Origin of the sequence: Kribbella sp. VKM Ac-2568, from assembly GCF_004345365.1 — a bacterium.
GTDB classification, from domain to species: Bacteria; Actinomycetota; Actinomycetes; order Propionibacteriales; family Kribbellaceae; genus Kribbella; species Kribbella orskensis.
Genome location: NZ_SLVF01000015.1, coordinates 191,413 through 209,856 on the forward strand (window position 1 = coordinate 191,413; position 18,444 = coordinate 209,856).

Annotated in this window: 13 protein-coding genes; 6 read left to right on the plus strand and 7 right to left on the minus strand. The window is 69.1% G+C overall.

The window, feature by feature from the left end; all coding sequences use genetic code 11:
* Window positions 1–60: 60 nt before the first annotated feature.
* Complete coding sequence (locus EV648_RS35545) at window positions 61–1,176, plus strand: HupE/UreJ family protein (protein WP_132299664.1); 1,116 nt, start codon at window positions 61–63, stop codon at window positions 1,174–1,176.
* A complete protein-coding gene (locus tag EV648_RS35550) occupies window positions 1,173–4,835 on the plus strand; it encodes a PQQ-binding-like beta-propeller repeat protein (RefSeq protein WP_132299666.1) in 3,663 nt (1,220 codons plus the stop codon). The genes EV648_RS35545 and EV648_RS35550 overlap by 4 nt, the downstream gene beginning before the upstream one ends.
* Before the next feature lie 175 nt (window positions 4,836–5,010).
* Here EV648_RS35550 and EV648_RS35555 read toward each other — a convergent pair whose 3' ends face one another.
* Window positions 5,011–5,466 carry a hypothetical protein gene (locus tag EV648_RS35555; RefSeq protein ID WP_241995927.1) on the minus strand — a complete coding sequence of 152 codons (456 nt, stop codon included), beginning with the start codon at window positions 5,464–5,466 and terminating at the stop codon, window positions 5,011–5,013.
* Between the two features lie 250 nt (window positions 5,467–5,716).
* Here EV648_RS35555 and EV648_RS35560 point away from each other — a divergent pair, with 250 nt between their 5' ends.
* Window positions 5,717–8,701, plus strand: a complete 2,985-nt coding sequence (locus EV648_RS35560) for a bifunctional [glutamine synthetase] adenylyltransferase/[glutamine synthetase]-adenylyl-L-tyrosine phosphorylase (protein ID WP_132299670.1) — start codon at window positions 5,717–5,719, stop codon at window positions 8,699–8,701.
* A gap of 7 nt (window positions 8,702–8,708) precedes the next feature.
* Here the strand turns inward: EV648_RS35560 and EV648_RS35565 are convergent, their stop codons facing one another.
* On the minus strand, window positions 8,709–9,134 hold the full coding sequence (locus EV648_RS35565) for a phosphotransferase (RefSeq protein WP_199235006.1): 426 nt from the start codon (window positions 9,132–9,134) through the stop codon (window positions 8,709–8,711).
* A 396-nt stretch (window positions 9,135–9,530) separates the two neighbouring features.
* On the opposite strand from EV648_RS35565, the gene trmB reads away from it, so the two are divergent.
* Window positions 9,531–10,223 (plus strand): tRNA (guanosine(46)-N7)-methyltransferase TrmB, encoded by a 693-nt coding sequence (gene trmB, locus EV648_RS35570; protein WP_132299760.1) that lies wholly within the window; start codon window positions 9,531–9,533, stop codon window positions 10,221–10,223.
* Window positions 10,224–10,239: 16 nt separating this feature from the next.
* On the opposite strand, the gene EV648_RS35575 is transcribed toward trmB, so the two are convergent.
* The 5 genes from EV648_RS35575 to EV648_RS35595 form a co-directional block, all read right to left on the minus strand.
* Entirely contained in the window at window positions 10,240–12,912 is a 2,673-nt protein-coding gene (locus EV648_RS35575) for a family 78 glycoside hydrolase catalytic domain (RefSeq protein WP_132299672.1), read from the minus strand.
* Between the two features lie 92 nt (window positions 12,913–13,004).
* Window positions 13,005–13,739: an SDR family oxidoreductase gene (locus EV648_RS35580; protein WP_199234999.1), complete on the minus strand. Its 735-nt coding sequence runs from the start codon at window positions 13,737–13,739 to the stop codon at window positions 13,005–13,007.
* A 2-nt stretch (window positions 13,740–13,741) separates the two neighbouring features.
* Window positions 13,742–14,980, minus strand: coding sequence for a cyclopropane-fatty-acyl-phospholipid synthase family protein (locus tag EV648_RS35585; RefSeq protein ID WP_132299674.1), 1,239 nt, complete (start codon window positions 14,978–14,980; stop codon window positions 13,742–13,744).
* A complete protein-coding gene (locus tag EV648_RS35590) occupies window positions 14,980–15,693 on the minus strand; it encodes a DUF1365 domain-containing protein (RefSeq protein WP_241995928.1) in 714 nt (237 codons plus the stop codon). The genes EV648_RS35585 and EV648_RS35590 overlap by 1 nt, the downstream gene beginning before the upstream one ends.
* Entirely contained in the window at window positions 15,687–16,946 is a 1,260-nt protein-coding gene (locus EV648_RS35595) for an NAD(P)/FAD-dependent oxidoreductase (RefSeq protein ID WP_132299676.1), read from the minus strand. Before EV648_RS35595 ends, EV648_RS35590 begins: the two co-directional genes overlap by 7 nt.
* Before the next feature lie 185 nt (window positions 16,947–17,131).
* On the opposite strand from EV648_RS35595, the gene EV648_RS45380 reads away from it, so the two are divergent.
* A complete protein-coding gene (locus tag EV648_RS45380; protein ID WP_363818422.1) occupies window positions 17,132–17,218 on the plus strand; it encodes a putative leader peptide in 87 nt (28 codons plus the stop codon).
* Window positions 17,219–17,316: 98 nt separating this feature from the next.
* Window positions 17,317–18,393, plus strand: a complete 1,077-nt coding sequence (locus tag EV648_RS35600; RefSeq protein ID WP_132299678.1) for an ABC transporter substrate-binding protein — start codon at window positions 17,317–17,319, stop codon at window positions 18,391–18,393.
* Window positions 18,394–18,444: the final 51 nt, after the last annotated feature.

Sequence of the window (18,444 nt, forward strand, 5' to 3'; positions counted from 1 at the left end):
GGCAAATAGTTTCCTGATCGGACACCTAGAGGTCGTCCGGGTCGCGTGGGATGTCGTCCCATGCGGCGATGGATGACGTTCTGCGGTCTGGTGTTCTTCCTGCTCGGCTTCGGGGTGAGCACCGCCCAGGCGCACGTGATCGCGTCGACGGGCTACTCGACGGTCACCCAGGACGGCCAGCAGGTGAACTACCTGCTGAGCCTGGAGTACGACGTACTGGCCCGGGCGGTCGATCTCGGCTCCCCCGCGACCGATGACGACCATCGCAAGCGGGCGCTCCAGGGTGCCAAGGACCGGCTCGAGGAGTACCTGGACCCGCGGGTCGTCGTCTCGCTGGACGGGGCCGCCTGCGAGCCGGTGCTGCAGAGCACCTCGGTCTCGCAGCGCGCGCAGAAGGCGTACGCCGAGCTCGCGCTGACCTTCTCCTGCGCCGGCTCGCAGGGGGCGTACCACCTGCAGTACAAGGTCTTCGAGGACTCCGAGGCCGTCGCCGACGATCACACCAACCTGGTCGAGTACCACTTCGGCGAGCGGACCGGCCGCACCGTGTTCGACCGCAGCCACCACGACTTCAGCGTCGGTGACAGCTCGATGGTCACGTCCAGCGTGCAGTTCGGCAGGATGGGCGTGGAGCACATCCTGCTCGGCCTGGACCACGTGCTGTTCGTGATCGCGCTGATCATCGGCGCCAAGAGCTTCCGCAGCCTGCTGCAGGTCACCTCGACCTTCACCCTGGCCCACAGCGTCACCCTGATCTCCACCCTGGTCGGCGGGATCAACGTGCCCGCCATCGTCGTCGAGCCGCTGATCGCGCTGTCGATCGCGTTCGTCGCGGTGGAGAACCTGCTCGGCTCCACCCGCCACCGGTTGCCGGTGGTCTTCGGTTTCGGTCTTCTGCACGGTCTCGGCTTCGCCGGGTCGCTGCGGATCACCGATGAGGCCAGACCGGGGTGGTGGGGCGGGGAAGGAATCAATGCCAGCGCGGACCTGGTGGTCTCGCTGCTCAGCTTCAACGTCGGTATCGAGACGGGCCAGGCGCTCCTGCTGGTCGCGGTCTTCCCGTTGCTCCTGCTGGTCCGGAAGACCAGCTTCGGGGTGCCGGCGCAACGTACGGCGACAGGGGTCGTCGCCGCCTTCGGCCTCTTCTGGTTCGTAGAAAGGTTCTTCCTCGCATGAGTCCCCTTTTGGGCAAGCCCCGTCCCGGCAGGCCCGCCCCCGATCGACCGCGGATCGGTACCTGGCACAAGGTGCTGTACGGCGCCACCGCCGGGCTGACCGCCCTCGTCATCGGGGGGCCGCTGACCGGCGCGCTCGCCGACGCGGTCGACGCGCCCAGCGCCACCATCTCCGGCACGGTCTTCGAAGACCGCGACAACGACGGCCGGATCGACAACAACGAGACCGGCCTGGCCGGCGTCAGCGTGTCCGACGGTCAGCAGATCGTCGTCACCGACCTGCAGGGCCGCTACACCTTCCAGTCCGACACCGAGCGGCGCGACGTCGACCTGGTCTTTGTCACCCAGCCGGCCGGCTACTCCGTCGGCACCGACGACAACATGACGCCGAAGTTCTACCGGAACCTCGGCTCGCTCGCCGCCGGTGACACCCGCGAGGTCAACTTCGGCCTCCATAAGGACAAGGCCTCGGCCGACGGCGGCTTCACCTTCGGCAACGTCGCCGACCCGCACGTCAACGCCCAGCTGCCCGAGCAGATCGAGGAGATCAACTCGACCAAGCAGCACCTGGCGTTCATCCAGGTCAGCGGCGACCTGACGAACAACGCCACGGACTCGGAGTTCGAGTTCTACAAGGCGAGCACCGCGGGGTCGAAGGTCCCGGTCTGGCCGGCCGTCGGCAACCACGAGTACGCCGCCGGCAGCACCTACGCCGCGCGGATCAACAACTACCGTAAGCACGTCGGCCCCGAGTGGTACTCCTTCGACTACAGCGACCGGCACTTCCTGGTGCTGGAGAACAACGGCGCCGCGCCGTTCGCCGAGCAGCTGGAGTGGGTCAAGACCGACCTTGCCCAGAACGTCAAGGACGGCAAGCACCTGGTGGTGCTCACCCACCAGCCGATGAACGTGCCGTTCGGGTCGCCCTCGGTGTACGACGAGTTCGGCAAGGTGCTGGAGCAGTACGGCGCAGAGCTGATCCTGGTCGGCCACGAGCACTCGAACGACGTCGAGCCGAAGAGCGACTTCGCCGGCACCGCGAAGCACATCCAGACGGTGTCGAGCTCGTACACGATCGACAACTCGCCGCGCGGGTTCCGGTTCATCAACATGAACAACAAGACCTTCGACAACCCGTTCCGGATTTACGGCGCGGAGAAGGACCTCACCATCGTGAGTCCCGCTCCGGGTACGTCGGTCCCGCTGGACAGGTTCCCGGGCATCCAGGTCAACGCGTACGACACCACCGACGCGCCGGTGAAGGCGCGGTTCCGGGTCGACGGCTCGGCCTGGAAGCCGCTCGGCTCGACGGGTGAGTTCACCTGGTACACCGGTCTGCCGGCAGGAGTGAAGATCGGCAAGCACACGGTGGACGTAGAGGTGTTCGACAAGACCGGCGCGTCCTGGAAGGCCTCGTCGAAGTTCACCCTCACCAACGAGAAGGCGATCAAGCCGGTCGTCGGGGCGAACTGGTCCCAGCACCACGGCGACGCGTCGCACGCGGGTGTCGCGGCCGACGCCATCAGCCCGGGCCAGCGGCTGGCCTGGTCGTACCGGACCAAGGGCACCTTCCTGACCGGTTCGCCCGCGATCGTCGACGGCGTCGTGTACGCCGGGACGCGGGACGAGAACGGTGAGGGCAACAGCGCGGTGCACGCGGTCTCGCAGGTCACCGGCAAGAAGCTGTGGAGCTACCCGGTTCCGTCGTCGGTGCACGGCAGCATCGCGGTCTCCGGCGGCGTCGTCTACGTGCCGACGCTGCGGGGCACGCTGTTCGCCCTGGACGCGAAGACCGGCACGCTGTTGTGGCGCAACGACCCCCAGGGGGCGCCGGAAGGCAACAACCAGCGCACCTACGGCTACTACGGCGTGACCGTTGCCGATGGCAAGGTTCTGTTCCCGTACCAGACCCGTTTCGGCGAGGCGGCGGCCGGCATCCTGCTGGCGCTCGACGCCAAGACCGGTCAGCGGATCTGGGCCTCGCCGATGGCCGGCAACACGATGAGCGACGGTACGCCGGCGGTCGCCGACGGCCGCGTCTACGTGGGCAACCAGGACGGCAGCGTCGTGATCGCCTACGACCTGAAGACCGGCCAGAAGTTGTGGACCGGCACGGACACCCTCGGCGGCTGGCAGGACGGCATCCCGTCGGCGGCTGACGGCCGAGTGTTCATCGGCTCGAACAACGCCATCGTGGCCCGCGACGGCGCCACCGGCGCGGTCCTGTGGAGCTACACGAGCTCGCACCCGTCCCTGGTCAGCAGCGGAGCGACCCCGTCCGCGGCGACGATCAAGGGCAACACCGTGTACATGTCCTTCCCGAGCGGCGCGGTGACCGCTCTCAACGCCACCACCGGCGCGGTCATCTGGGACCAGTTGCTGCCGGGTTCGCAGTACCGGGGTGGGTCCTTCACCTCGCCGGCGCTGTCCGGCAACACGCTGTTCGTGGGCGCCAACAGTGGCGGCTTCTACGCGCTCGACGCCGGGACGGGTCAGCCGCGCTGGCAGCAGAACATCGGCACCTGGGTGTCGGCGGGTCCCGCGGTCAGCGGCAACACGGTCGTCGTCGGTGCTCTCGACGGCAACCTGTACGCCTTCACCCCGGGCGGTACGGCGGTCGCGCCGTGGCCGGTCGTGACCGGCAAGGTGACCAACAAGACCACCGGAGCACCGGCCGCCAGTACGACGGTCAGCGTGGTGCAGGGTGGTTCGGCTATCGGGTTCACCTCGACCGATGCCGCTGGCAACTATCGGGTCGGCCTGCCGCAGGGGCCGGGCAAGTACACCGTCCAGGTGGCGCAGCTCGGCTTCGGCACGGCCGCCAAGGAGCTCGAGGTCGGCGCCGGCGGAGCGACCGAGATCAACCTCGAGATCTCGCCGGTGAACGTCGACGCGAGCATCGGCAAACGGCTGCCGAGCGGCCTGGTCGAAGGCGGACCCGGTGACATCGTGATCGAGAACAAGCACCTCGCGATGGCGATCGCCAAGGTCTACAACGACCCGCAGTTGCCCCTGTCGACCACCGGCAAGGTGCTCGACATGGCGATCACCGGTCAGCCGGACCAGCTCGACTGGATCAACCTGCCGTACGTGAGCACCGCCGAACCCGTCGGCGGCAACGCGTGGCAGCAGCTGCAGACCCGGTCCAACGACGTACAGGTCGTCGAGAACACCGGTGAGAAGGCGGTTGTCCGGGTCACCGGCACGTCGGCCGAGCACCCCGGGCTGAAGATCGTCACGACGTACACGGCGACGGCGGACGACCAGTTCATCACCGCGGCGACGACGTTCAGCAACGACTCGGCGGCCGCCCTGTCGGTGTGGGCCGGTGACGCGCTGGACCACGACGGCGCCGGATCACGCTCGGCGGTGTTCGGGTTCCCGGTGATCACCAGTGGCGGGCCGTTCAGCCAGGTGCCGAACGCCAACCGCTGGATCGGGCAGGCCGGCACGGGTCCGGACAACCAGACCTACGGCCTGGTCTACAGCGCGGACAGCGGGCCCTTCACCGGGTACTCGCAGAGCAACTTCACGATGAGCAAGTTCAAGCTGGAGATCCCGGCCGGCGGTGACCACACGATCACCCGCAAGCTCGTCGTCGCCTCCAACGGCGGTGCGGCGGACAAGTTCGCCGTCCTGAACCAGATCCCCGCCGAGTAGTCCATCGCGAGGTAGGTCTTCGCGGTGTAGCCCTTCGCCGTCCGGGGGATCTCTCCTCAGATCCTCCGGACGTGCGAGCTCGTGTCCAGCGCCGGCTGCCTACAGCCGGCGCTGGCGCGCGTTTCAGCCGGTGTTGCGTCGTCCGGCTGAGTCCAGGTTGCCGTGTTCGTGCGGCTCAGGCGGGTTCGTGGAGCTCGGTGCCGGTCGGGGTGCGTTCGTGGGCAGTGGAAGTGCGTTCGTGGGCGGACCAGCGGGCCGCCGCGGTGGAGTGCCGGTACGGCGGGAGCTCGTCGGCGCCGAGCGGGCGGATCGAGGTGAGCCCGGTGATGTCCAGCTCGGCGGGCCGCTCGATCACTGGGGTGCCGTCGGGCGCGAGCGCGTGCACCTCCTCGAGCGTGAAGAGGCCGACCGGGCGGACTCCCTCGGTGACGACCACGATCCCTCCCGGCACCACCTGCTGGGCCCGGTGGCCCGGCCCGGGGACCAGGATCCCCTCGGCGGACGATCGCCAGGCACCCGGCGCGAACCGGCGCAGTGCGAGCCCGGCCTGTCCGTCCTCGGCCGTCCGCGGCGGTAGGTAGGCGGTTGCTGTGTAGTCGTAGTCGTAATCCGGCTCAGGGGGCCCGGACACTCGCCCACCCTGCTGGGGCGTCAACCAGACCACCGTGCCCCGCACAGCGAGCGACCCCGTCATCATGACCATAACCAGCCATCATGCCGACTACGGACCGAATATGCCAAGCAACTCCGTGTGTCGGACCGAGCGCTGTCCGCAACCCCTCCGAGATCCGGCCGCGCGGCGACCGAGACCCCCCGCGGCCAGGGGAGTGGGCGACTCACGGGCGGTGAGGGCGGTCTGGCGGTCCCACTAGGCTGGCGGGGTGGCGGAGGCGCGGAGAGTATCGGGTGAAGGGCGGCTGGCGAGGGCGGGATTCGCCGATCCGCGGCGAGCCGCGAAGATGCTGGACCGGCTCGACGAGTTGGACGTCCGCAGTCCCATGGCCGGCGACCAGGTGGTCACCTCGCTCTCGGAGTCGGCGGATCCCGACCTCGCGCTGACCGGACTGCTCGGGATGGTCGAGGCGCTCGACCAGAGCGGCCACGACCTCGCCGCGTTCGCGCGCACCCTCGACGTGGACCCGGACTTCCGGCGCCGGCTCATCTCCGTGCTCGGAGCGAGCGAGGCGCTCGGCCGCCACCTCGGCGTACACCCGCGGCACTGGTACGACCTGGCCGATCCGGCGCTGGCGAGCTCGCGCCCGACGCCGGACGACGTGGCAGCGTGTCTCGCCACCGCGGTCGACGCGGAGAACCCGGTGGACGCGCTGCGGGTCGAGTACCGCCGGCTGCTGCTGAGGTTGGCGGCGCGCGATCTCGCCGAGGGACTCCTTGTCGACGAGGTGGCCGCAGTACTGGCTGATCTTGCCGGGGGTGCGCTGGAGACGGCGTTGCAAATCGCGCGGAACGACTACTTCAAGGCGCACCCCGGAGCTGCCGACTGCCGGCTCGCGGTGGTTGCCATGGGCAAGTGTGGTGGCCGCGAGCTGAACTACGTGAGCGACGTGGACGTGCTGTTCGTCGCGGAACCACTGGACGGCGAGCCCGAGGCGCCCGCGCTGAAGACAGCCACCCAGCTGGCGTCGGCGGCGATGCGGATCTGCTCGGCGCACACCGCGGAAGGCACCCTCTGGCCGGTCGACGCCGCGCTGCGTCCGGAGGGCAAGTCTGGTCCGTTGGTGCGGACGCTCGACAGCCACCTCGCCTACTACCAGCGGTGGGCCAAGACGTGGGAGTTCCAGGCCCTGCTCAAGGCCCGGCCGATCGCGGGTGACGCCGAGCTCGGCCGCGCGTACGCCGAGAAGACGGACGAGCTGGTCTGGTCGGCCGCGGACCGGGAGGGATTCGTCGACGACGTCCAGGCGATGCGCCGACGGGTCGTCGACCACATCCCGGCCGCTGATATGGACCGCCAGCTGAAGCTCGGTCCGGGCGGACTGCGCGACGTGGAGTTCGCGGTACAGCTGCTGCAGCTCGTGCACGGGCGCAGCGACGAGTCGGTGCGGAGCGGGACGACGCTGATCGCGCTGGAGCAGTTGACCAGCCACGGGTATGTCGGCCGGACCGACGGCGCGATGCTCGCGGACGCGTACCGGTTCCTGCGGTCGATGGAGCACCGGATCCAGCTGTACCGGCTGCGGCGTACGCACTCGGTTCCCGATGACGATGACGACCTGCGCAGGCTCGGGCGGTCGCTGGGCTTCACGAAGAAGCCGATCACGGACTTGGTCGCAGCGTGGAAGAAGCACGGGCTGGAGGTCCGCCGACTGCACGAGAAGCTGTTCTACCGGCCGCTGCTGGCAGCCGTCGCGCGGATCCCCGGCGGCGAAGTACGGCTGACACCGGAGGCCGCCAAGCAACGGCTCACCGCACTCGGGTACGCCGATCCGGCGTCGGCTCTGCGCCACATCGAGGCTCTGTCCGAAGGGGTGTCGCGGCGTTCCTCGATCCAGCGGACGTTGCTGCCGGCCATGCTCGGCTGGTTCGCCGAGTCGCCCGACCCCGACGCCGGGCTCCTCGCCTTCCGGACCATCTCGGACGCGCTCGGCTCGACTCCGTGGTACCTCCGGCAGTTGCGCGACGAAGGCGCCTCGGCCGAGCGGTTAGCGCACCTGCTCGCCAGCGGCCGGTACGCCGTGGACCTGCTGCAGCGCGCTCCCGAGGCGACGGCGATGCTGGCGGACGAGCGGGAGCTGACCCCGCGCAACCCGGAGTCCCTGCTGTCGGAGATGTCCGCAGCGGGGAAGCGGAAGGACGAGCCCGAGGCGGCGGTGGCGGCGATCCGCGGCGCCCGGCGGCGCGAGCTGTTCCGAGTGGCGGCGGCGGATCTGTCCGGGCTGCTGGAGGTCGAGGAGGTCGGCGAGGCGCTCACGACGATCTCCGTGGCGACCCTGACCGCGGCGCTGGAGGTCGCGCGGCGGACCGTGTCCAAGGGCGAACCCGAACCGACCCGAATGGCGATCGTCGCGATGGGCCGCTTCGGCGGGCACGAGCTGAGCTACGGCAGCGATGCCGACGTGATGTTCGTGCACGACCCGCTGCCTGGATCCTCCGAGAAGGCGGCCACCGACTTCGCGACCCAGGTGGCGACCGAGCTGCGGCGGTTACTCGCCCTGCCCGGCGCCGATCCCGCTGTCGCGGTGGACGCGGACCTCAGACCGGAAGGCCGCCAGGGACCGCTCGTCCGCACGCTTGCTTCCTACGCCACGTACTACGCGCGCTGGTCGGCCGTGTGGGAAGCGCAGGCTCTACTGCGGGCGGATCCGCTCTGCGGTGATCCCGAGCTGTGCGACGCCTTCCGCGCACTGATCGACCCGCTGAGGTATCCGGCCGACGGCGTCAACGAACGCGACGTGATGGAGATCCAGCGGATCAAGGCCCGCGTGGATGCCGAACGGCTACCGCGCGGCGCCGACCCCGCGACCCACACGAAACTCGGCCGCGGCGGCCTCGCCGACATCGAGTGGACCGTACAACTACTCCAGCTGCGCGAGGCCCACCGAGTGGAAGGCCTCCGCACCACCAGAACCCTCGGCGCCCTGCGAGCAGCCGTCGACGTAGGCCTGGTCGAGCCGCCGGACGCCGACATCCTCAGCCGCGCCTGGGAAATGGCAACCCGCATCCGCAACGCCATCATGCTTGTCCGAGCCCGCCCCAGCGACTCCCTCCCAAGAGACCCCCGAGACCTAGCCGCCGTAGCCCAGATCTGCGGCTACAACGCAGGCGAAACCAGCCGCTTCACCGACGACTACCTCCGCCGAACCCGCCAGGCGCGGAATGTCGTGGACCGCTTGTTCTGGGGTGATTGAGGCCCGCTCAGGACAACGCGGCAACCCACTCGTCGTGATGCCGCTCGATGTACTCCGCGGCTGGGCCCCAGTGGGCGGCGTGACCTTCGGCGTACAGCCGTGCCCAGGGCTGCTCGCCGGTCTGATGCCCCCGCCGGAGCAGGTCGAACATGCCGCGAGTGTGGGCTGCGATCTGGGCAGGCAGTTCGCGACGGCCTGCAGCGTCCAGGCCGTATCCGTCCACCAGGGCGCGCAACCGCGGTGCATCGACCGCCGGATCGCCATCGGGCAGGAACGGCACGAAGCCGTGGGCGGAATAGCCGAGATCCCACAACCGTGATCCCGGTCCGGCGCCGTCCCAGTCGATGAACACCCACCGCTCGCCGTCCCGTACCAGGTTCCAGGGTGCGAGATCGTGGTGGCAGATGAACCGACCTTCTGCCGGATCCGGGATCGCGACGTTCCAGACGACGTCGTCCGGTGGCTGGAAGCCCCCATCGCATCGTGCGACGGAGTAGCCGGCTTGCGCACAGTCCGGCCGATCCGGACAACCTCGCCGGAGACGTTCCCACCGGTCAGCACCTCTTCATCCAACTCCACCTGCCCATCCTCACCGATCGACAAGCTCACGCCACCGGAGGCCAACCAACGGCTGTACCGAACGACAGGAGGAACTCGCTCGTGGCGTCAACCTCCACGCCTACTGAAGGAACCGAGGACCACCCGCACCCACGAGCTGCGGGGCACCCGGGCGAGTACCTCGTTGTCGCCGAGGCGCGGCTGAAGAGGCGAGCTGGAGCGGGCGTTGGAGGAGGCGGCGTGCGGGCTCACATAGGATTGCGCGGTGGAGATGGTGGATGAGGTTCGGCAGGCGGGGGTGTTCAGCCATGTCCGGCGGAGTGTTCGGATGACGGTTGGGCAGCAGCGGGTTTGGGATACCCACTGGGGTGAGTTGGGGCGGAAGCTCGAGGAATTGCCTGCGGGTGAGGTCGATCTGGCGAGCTGGTTCGAGCGGGATGCGCCGGCGGTGTTGGAGATCGGGTCGGGGATGGGGGATGCGACGGCGCAGTTGGCTGCGCGGGCGCCGGACGTCAACCACCTGGCGGCCGAGGTTTACCCGGCCGGGCTTGGGCAGTTGATGTTGTGGGTGGAGAAGTACGAACTGGAGAACGTTCGACTGTTGCACGGCGACGCGCTCGACTTTCTGCGCGACCACCTGCCGCCGGATTCGCTGGCCGGAGTACGGGTGTTCTTTCCTGACCCCTGGCCGAAGAAGCGGCACCACAAGCGGCGGCTCATCACGCCGAAGTTCGTCGCGTTGCTGGCCTCGCGGCTGGCACCGGGCGGAAGGTTGCATCTGGCAACGGACTGGCAGAACTACGCGGAGCGGATGTTGGAGATCTGCACCGCCGAACCGCTGCTGCGCAACGAGTACGACGGGTGGGCGCCGCGACCCGACTGGCGTCCGATCACCAAGTTCGAGTCGCGCGCCCACGCCGAGGGCAGGATCTGCCACGACCTCATGTTCACTAAGACCGCCTGAACCCCCAGGACCTGCGCTACGAAGTCCGTGACGTGAAGCTCCAGTGTCCGGCCGGCACCGTGTAGATGGTGTGGCCGTCCGCGAACGCAGGCTCACCAGCGAAGGGCGCAGGCACCGCGGTGACGTCGGAGATAGCGGCCGAAGGCACATGCACCTCGGCAGTGGATCCGACCGGCACCTGGACCTCGAGCTGGAAAACCCGTCCGACCCGTCGCCACGAAACGGATACCCGCCCGCGCAGGGTGTCGGTCCGCAGCGCGGCCGAGTCCACCTGCTCCCGGCCGTCGGGCCGAACCAGGATGCGCTCCCACCCGTTGCTGAGGTTGCGCAGACCCGCGACGTTCTCCAGCAGCCACTGCGCGACCGTGCCCTGGAAGTAGTGGTTGCGCGACCGGGTGTCGGTCTCCCACATCTCCCACATCGTGTCGGCGCCCTGGTCGAACCAATAGCCCCAACTCGGATACGTCCGCTGCAGCGCCACCTTCGCCGCCACGTCGGCATGCCCGTAAGCCGTCAGCACCGGGAGCAGTACTACGACGCCGAGACATCCCGTGTTGAGGTGGAACCCGCGCTCCTCGATGTCGGCCACCAGGTTCGCCACCACCTGCGGAACCACCTCATCCGGCACCACCCCGAAGGCGAGCGGCAACGCGTTCGAGGTCTGCCGGTAGTCGGGGTCCAGGTCCGACCGATAGACCCCGGCCGATCGGTCGAGGAACGCCCGGTTGATCCCGTCGGCCAGTTCACCCGCGGCCTTCCGCAGGCGATCCGCCTCGCCCGTGTGCCCGAGGAGTTCGCCGATCTCCGCCACCGAGATCACGGCGCGATACAGGTACGCCGTACCGGTGAGGCGGCGGTCTTCCGGTGGGGGACCGGACGGGTAGCCCGGCGGGATCCAGTCACCCAGCACGCTGAGGGACAACCCGTCCTCGACCCGGCCGAGTTCGTAGTCGACGTACCGCAGTACGGCGTCCCAGTGCTCGGCGAGCAGCCGCTCGTCGCCGTACCAGCGGTGCATCTCGCGCAGGATGAACGGGTAGACGGTGGACCACTCGGTCGCCGGGGAGAGTTCGGTGAATCCCCAGTCGCCGGTCGGCACGATCACCGGCAACTGGCCGGCCTCGTTCTGGCTGTCGCGCAGGTCGCCGAGCCACTTGGTGAAGAACCGCGACATGTCGAGGGTGCCGGCCATCGTGGGGGAGCCGACCTGGGCATCACCCGTCCAGCCGTTCTTCTCCATCTTGGGGGTGTCGGTCGGGATGCCGTGCAGGTTGTTCAGCACGGTCCGCCGCATCGCTTGGTCGATCTGCTCGTACAGCGGCTGGCTCGCGGAGAACCGGCTGATCTCCCGGACGTCGGAGTGCACCACCCGCATCGTCACCGCGCCGAGCGTCGGCTCACCGGGAAAGCCCTCGAGCTGCACATAGCGGAAGCCCTTGTAGGAGAAGCGTGGCTCCCACTCCTCCAGCCCGTTGCCAGCGGCAATGAACTCGTCACGCTGGAACCGCGGCTTGTGCACATGCTTGTTCTCCGCGAAGACGGTGCCGTCAGCAAGCAACCACTCGCCGTGCTCCAGGCTGATCTTCGTCCCCTCAGGAGCGTCGACCCGGAGCTTGGTCCAGCCGGCCGTGGTGCGCCCGAAGTCGGCCACCCACACGCCCGGACGGGGCTGCGTGAAGGAGACCGGAGCAACGTCCTCGATCACCCGGATCGGCTCGTGCTCCTGAGCGCGGAGCTCACCCCGCGGCGCGGGCAGCACGCGCGCCGCGGTCCACGAGCCGTCATCAAACCCGGGCTCGTCCCAGCCGACCGGATTCAATCGGGAGTCGTAGGTCTCACCGCAGAAGAGCGAGTCGGACCGCGTCGGTCCGTCGGTCACGGACCACGCGTCGTCGGAGTGGATCTCGGTGACGCTGCCGTCGGTGTGCTCGATCACCAGCCGGGCCAGCAGCCGCGGCTCGGCGTTCCACGGGGTCTGGTGCCAGCGCCAGGTGTTCGGTGTGCTCAGCCCGAAGAAGCCGCGGCCGAGCTCGGCGCCGAGCACGTTGTCGCCAGTCCGCAGCAGCCCCGTCACATCGTGAGTGACGTAGAGGACGGTGTCCTCGTAGTCGGTGAAGCCCGGGTCCAGCACCGCATCGCCGACGCGCTGGCCGTTCACCCTCAGCTCCTGGTACGCGAGCCCGCTGGCATAGAGCCGGGCGCGCTCGACCGGAGCCGTCAGGGCGAAGGCCCGACGCAGCAGTGGCGCGGGTACGTCCTCGTCGCGGACTTCCTCGCGGGCGCCGATCCACTGCGCGTCCCCGAAGCCCTCCGCCAGCAGGGCCGTCTCGAACCACGTCGGCCCACTCCACCGACCGACCCGCTCGACGCCGTCCCAGAGCCGGACCGCCCAGTGGTACCTCGTGCGCGGGGCCAGCGCAGGCCCGTCGTACTCGATGCCGAAGGTCTTCGCCGACTGCACCTGCCCGGAGTCCCAGACGTCCGCGGTCTCCGGCGTCAGCAGCTCAGGCGCCGACGCCACCAGGATCTGGTACGCCGACTGGGTGGCTCCGTAGCCGGGCGCCGAGGCGATCCACCCGAGTCGGGGCCGGGTGACGTCCGTGCCCAGCGGGCGGTCGGCGTACTCGGCGGTGAGCTTGTCCGCGGTCAATGGTCCACCAGGGGTCCAGCTGTCCGGGGCAACAGGCATCAGGCGAGCTCCTCAACATGGCGGGCAGATCCCGGAGGACCGTATGCAGCCTGCTCCCGTGGGGGCAACAGCCATGTCCTGATCTGGACAGTTCAGGACCGAGGGGTGAGAGCGATGGCCCAGAGCCGGTCCGGGACCAGCTTGGCCGCCTTCATCAGCAATGCCATCTGCCACGGGAACACGATCCGGGCCGACTGCTTCGCCATCCCGTCGGCGATCGCCCGGGCGGCCTCCGGCGCCTTGATCATGAACGGCATCGGGAACGCGTTGTCCTCGGTCATCTCGGTCTCGACGAAACCCGGGCAGACGGTCAGTACGTCGATGCCGTCCGGGCGCAGGCTGGCTCGGAGCGACTCGAGCAGGTTGATCTGCGCGGCCTTGGTCGCGCCGTACGCCTCGGCGCCGGGCAGACCGCGGTAGCCCGCGACCGAGGAGATGCCGACGATCATCCCGGCCCGCTGCGCCTTCAGCCGAGGGATCAGCGCGCCGAGGCAGTTCGCCATCCCGCCGAGGTTCACGTCCAGGTGCCGGTGGAACGACTCGACGTCGAACTCGCTCATCTGCTTCCAGTAACCAGCGCTCAGTACTGCGATGTCGATGCCGCCCAGTTCCGCCTCGACCTCGGCCGCGGCCTGTTCGACGGACGACCGGTGGGTGATGTCACAGGGGACCGCGGTCATCCACTCGCCCGCGACCTCCTTCAGCGCGTCGGCACGGCGGGCGGACACGGCGACGTGCGCGCCGCGGCGGCACAACTCCTCCGCGAGCGCGGCGCCGATACCCGAGGAGGCACCGATGACCCAGATCCTGCGGCCGGCGAGTTCCACGATCAGTCCTTCCTGGCCAGGGCCAGCTGAGAGACGCCGAGGTACCCGGCGCGGAAGCCGGCCTCGGAGTACGCGAGGTAGAACTCCCACATCCGCCGGAAGACGGCGTCGAACCCGAGGTTCGCGACGTCGGCGGCGCGCGAGGTGAAGCGGTCGCGCCAGAGCCGCAGGGTGTGCGCGTAGTCGGGCCCGAGGTCGCGGCGTTCGACGACCTCGAGCCCACCCGCCGTGGCCGCGATCTGGTCGATCGCGGTCAACGAGGGGATCAGTCCGCCCGGGAAGATGTACTTGTGGATCCAGCCCTGGGCGTGCCGGGTGGCGAGCAGCCGGTCGTGGGGCATGGTGATCGACTGCAGCCCGAAGCGTCCGCCCGGCGCGAGCAGCCGGTCGACGGTCGCGAAGTACGTCGGCCAGTACCGCTCGCCGACCGCTTCGATCATCTCGACGCTCACGACCGCGTCGTACCGGCCCTGTACGTCGCGGTAGTCGCGCAGCTCGACCGTCGCGTTGACACCGGCCTCGGCGATCCGCTTGCGAGCCAGATCGCGCTGCTCGGCGGACAGCGTGACCGAGGTGATCGTCGCGCCGCGCTCGGCGGCCTGGATCGCGAGCTGTCCCCAGCCGGTACCGATCTCCAGCACCCGGCTGCCCGCGCGGACGCCGGCGTAGTCGAGGATGCCGTCGATCTTGCGCTGCTGGGCTTCCGCGAGCTCGCCGAAGCCGTCGGTCGGTGAGGAGAACCACGCGGACGAATACGTCATGGTGGAGTCGAGGAAAGTGGCGAACAGGTCGTTCGAGAGGTCGTAGTGCCGGGCGATGTTGGCCCGCGCGCCGTGCCGGTCGTTGTCCTCCGACGACGGCATCCGCTGCTCGATCAGCTTGCGGAACCCCTGCAGCACCGGCGGTACGAGGTGGCTCAGGCGGCTCGCGAACACGCTCAGCAGGTCGGCAAGGTCCGTGCCCCGACCGGCTCGCCAGTTGCCGGCCATGTAGGACTCGCCGAAACCGATCTTGAGGTCGGCGCCGATCCGGTGGAAGAACCTGTCCGAGACGATCTCCATCACCGGCGCGTCGGAACCACCCGCGCCGAGCCGCCGGCCGTCCGGGAGCAGTACGACGACCGGCAGCTCGCGGACCGCCCCGCGCAGGATCTGTCGCGCCGCGGCTGCCCGCACCGGGCTGTACGGCGTACGGGCGACGGCCGGCCAGTGTTCGACATCGACGAGTTGCAGGGTGCTCATCAAACTCCCTCCGGTGGGACGTGCCGGTGACGCTCGATCACTGGCAACCGGCGGAGCCAGAGCCAGACACCATGCATTCGGATCAGTGCCCAGATCTGATAGGTCGGGAACGGTGTGCGCAGAGCCACAGCCAGCCGGTGCATCCACCGCGCCGGCCGGGTCTTCCCGGTGAAGGCGGCTGAGAAGACCCGGTGGTCGTGCTGGGTCAGGTCGATCGCCACGGCTACTCGCTCGGGGTCGAGCCGCAGCGTCACGTCGTACCGCCCGGCTACCGGGAAGAACGGCGACACGTAGAACTCCTTGCCCAGCGTGAACCGGCCTGCGTTGTCCGGGCGGGCCAGTTGCGCATGACGTTCGCCGTACGTGTTGTGGATCTCGAGGACGACACACCGCACCTCACCGGTCGAGGTGAGACACCAGAACACGCTCAGCGGATCGAAGACGTAGCCGAGGCTGCGCGCGTTCGCCAGCATCACGACCCGGTCGTCCGGGGCGAGCTGGACACCGTGTGCCGCGGTGAAGGTGGCGACATTCTCCTTCAGCGACGCCCCTTTGCCGAGGTGGTCTGCCGCGGAGAAACGCCGCCGCGGCAGGTGGTCGAGGTCAACCAGCCACTGGTACGTGCGGTAGCGGAACCGATGGCGCACCGGCATCCGTCGGGAGTGGCTGACCTGGCCGACCACGAGGGCCGGCAACTGGGGGAGTGCTACCACGAAGCGCCGAGCCTCTCGGCCGCGGCGACGCCCGAGCGGCAGCCGTCCTCGTGGAACCCCCAGCCGAGATGGGCCCCGGCGAAGGCAAGCCGCACCCCTCCTGCGGCTCGCAACGCCGGGGCGGCCGCGACCGACTCCGGGGTGAACACCGGGTGGGCATAGCTCATCCGCGCCGTCGCCCTGGCCGGGTCGACCCAGCCGTCGGGGTTCAAGGTGACCAGGTGTTCGTCGGCGCTTTGCAGGCCCTGCAGCCGGTTCATCCAGTAGCTGACCAGCACCTGCGGCTCGTCCGTGGCGCAACCCCGCATGCGGTAGTTCCAGGAGGCTCGCGCGCGGCGCGATGCCGGCAGCACGGACGTGTCGGTGTGCAGCCAGGTCGGATTGACCGAGTAGCGGAACGCGTCGAGCAGCGACTTCTCCTCTGGCGTCGCGTCTGCGAGCAGGTCGAGCGCGGTGTCGGCATGCGTCGCCACGACGACCTTGTCGAACTCCTCGGTCCGGTCGGTGATCACCTCGACGCCGTCGTCGTGCCGCAGTACTGCGCGAACCGGCGCCGAGGTCCGTACTGCGCTGACCCGGGCGGTCACCGCGTCGACGTAGCTCCGGGAGCCACCGGTGACCGTGCGCCAGCGGGGCGCCCCGCCGACCGAGAGCATGCCGTGGTGCTCGAGGAAGCGGAACAGGTACCGCGCCGGGTAGAGCGCCGCATCCGCCGAGCCCGCCGACCAGACACAAGACACCAGCGGTACGGCGAAGTGGTTCGCGAAGTACGGGGAGAACCCGCGCGTGCGGATGAAGTCGCCCCAGGTGAGCTGGTCGTCGTCCGAGTCGAGAACAGTGCGGGCCTCGCGGTGGAAGCGCGGAACCTCGGCGAGCATCCGCAGGAAGCGGGGGTCCGCCGCGCGCCGCGCCTGGCTGAACAGCGAACCCGCGCCACGACCACCGGCGTACTCGAGTCCGCAGCCGTCGCAGTGCACGCTCATGCTCATCTCGGTGGGCTGGGTGGCGACGCCGAGTTCGCGGAAGAGCCGGAGCAGGTTCGGGTAGGTGCGCTCGTTGTGCACGATGAAGCCGGTGTCGATCCGGAGCGACTGCCCGGCGGAGTCCGTCACGTCGTGCGTGTGGGCATGGCCGCCTGGCCGGTCGTCGGCCTCGAAGAGGGTGACGTCGTGGGTCCGGTTCAAGACATAGGCCGCGGTCAGGCCGGAGATCCCGGAACCCACGACCGCGGCGCTGGGACGCTGGCCGCTCATACGAGAAGCCTTCCAGCTGCATAAGTTTGGAACAATTTTGAACCACTCATGCAGGAACTTCGGAGCCGGTCGGGCCGGTGATGGGTGATCGGCGGAAAGTGCGGATCTGTCTCAGTGAGTGATTTGTCGTCTCGGATCGTGAAACCACAGCCCGTTGATGGACTTTCTCCGGTTTCATGGTGTGCATGCAGGTCACCGCCAACCGACCAGCCGACGCGCTCACCCGCCGTCGGCACGTCGACCTGCTCCGCGTCGCCTCCGCGACCTGTTGACCTTCGGCCCTTTCTCAGCCCGCTGTCTGAAGTCCTTCTCCAGCCTGCTCTGAACTCCGCCCGCGACCGTGGTCGCCCGCACCTCCGAGGGTCTCCCTGTGAGCATCACCAGCTTCCGTCCTGCCCGCGTTCTGGCGGCGTCTGCCGCCCTCCTCTCCCTGGTCGCCGCCGTGGCCGGCTGCTCCCGCGCCGACAGCGACGAGACGCCCGCCGCCTCGAGCGACAAGGGCCCGGCCACCGAGCTGCGGCTCGGCTACTTCCCGAACGTCACCCACGCGGCCGCGCTGATCGGCCTCGACAAGGGCCTGTTCAGCAAGGAACTCGGCACCACCAAGCTCGTACCGACCAAGTTCAACGCCGGTCCGGAGGCGGTCGGCGCGCTGCTCGGTGGCTCGCTGGACGCCTCGTTCATCGGCTCCGGCCCGGCCATCAACGCCTACGCGAAGTCCAACGGCGAGGCCGTCCGGCTGATCGCCGGCACCACCTCTGGCGGCGCCCAGCTGGTGGTCCGGCCGACCATCACCAAGCCGGAGGACCTGGCCGGCAAGACCGTGGTCACCCCGCAGCTCGGCAACACCCAGGACGTGTCGCTGAAGAAGTGGCTGGCCGAGAAGAACCTGACTGGCAAGGTCAAGGTGACCAACCTGGAGAACGCGCAGACGCTGGACGCGTTCAAGAACGGCGAGGTCGACGCGGCCTGGCTGCCGGAGCCGTGGTCGTCCCGGCTGGTGCTCGACGCCGGCGCGAAGGTTCTGCTGGACGAGGCCGAGCTTTGGCCGGACGGCAAGTTCCCGACCACCGTGCTGATCGTCCGCACCCAGTTCCTGCAGGAGCACCCCGAGTCGGTCAAGCAGTTGCTGACCGGCCTGGTCGCGGCGATCGACTTCAGCAACACCGACAAGGCCGCCGCGAAGACGGTGGTCAACGACCAGCTGAAGGAGCTGACCGGCAAGGCCCTGAAGCCCGCGGTGATCGACCGTGCCTTCAGCAAGATCGAGGTCACCGCCGACCCGATCGCCGCGCAGTTCCCGCAGCTGGCCAAGGACCAGGTCACCGCCGGGATCGCCAAGGAAGCGCCGAGCGTGTCGGGATTCGCCGACCTCGGCCCACTGAACGACGTACTGACGAAGGCCGGCAAGCCGACAGTCGATGCCGCCGGTCTCGACACGAAGTAGCCAGTGTTCTGCGCCGCAGTGCCCACAGGTGCTCCGGCTCCGCGACGAGGA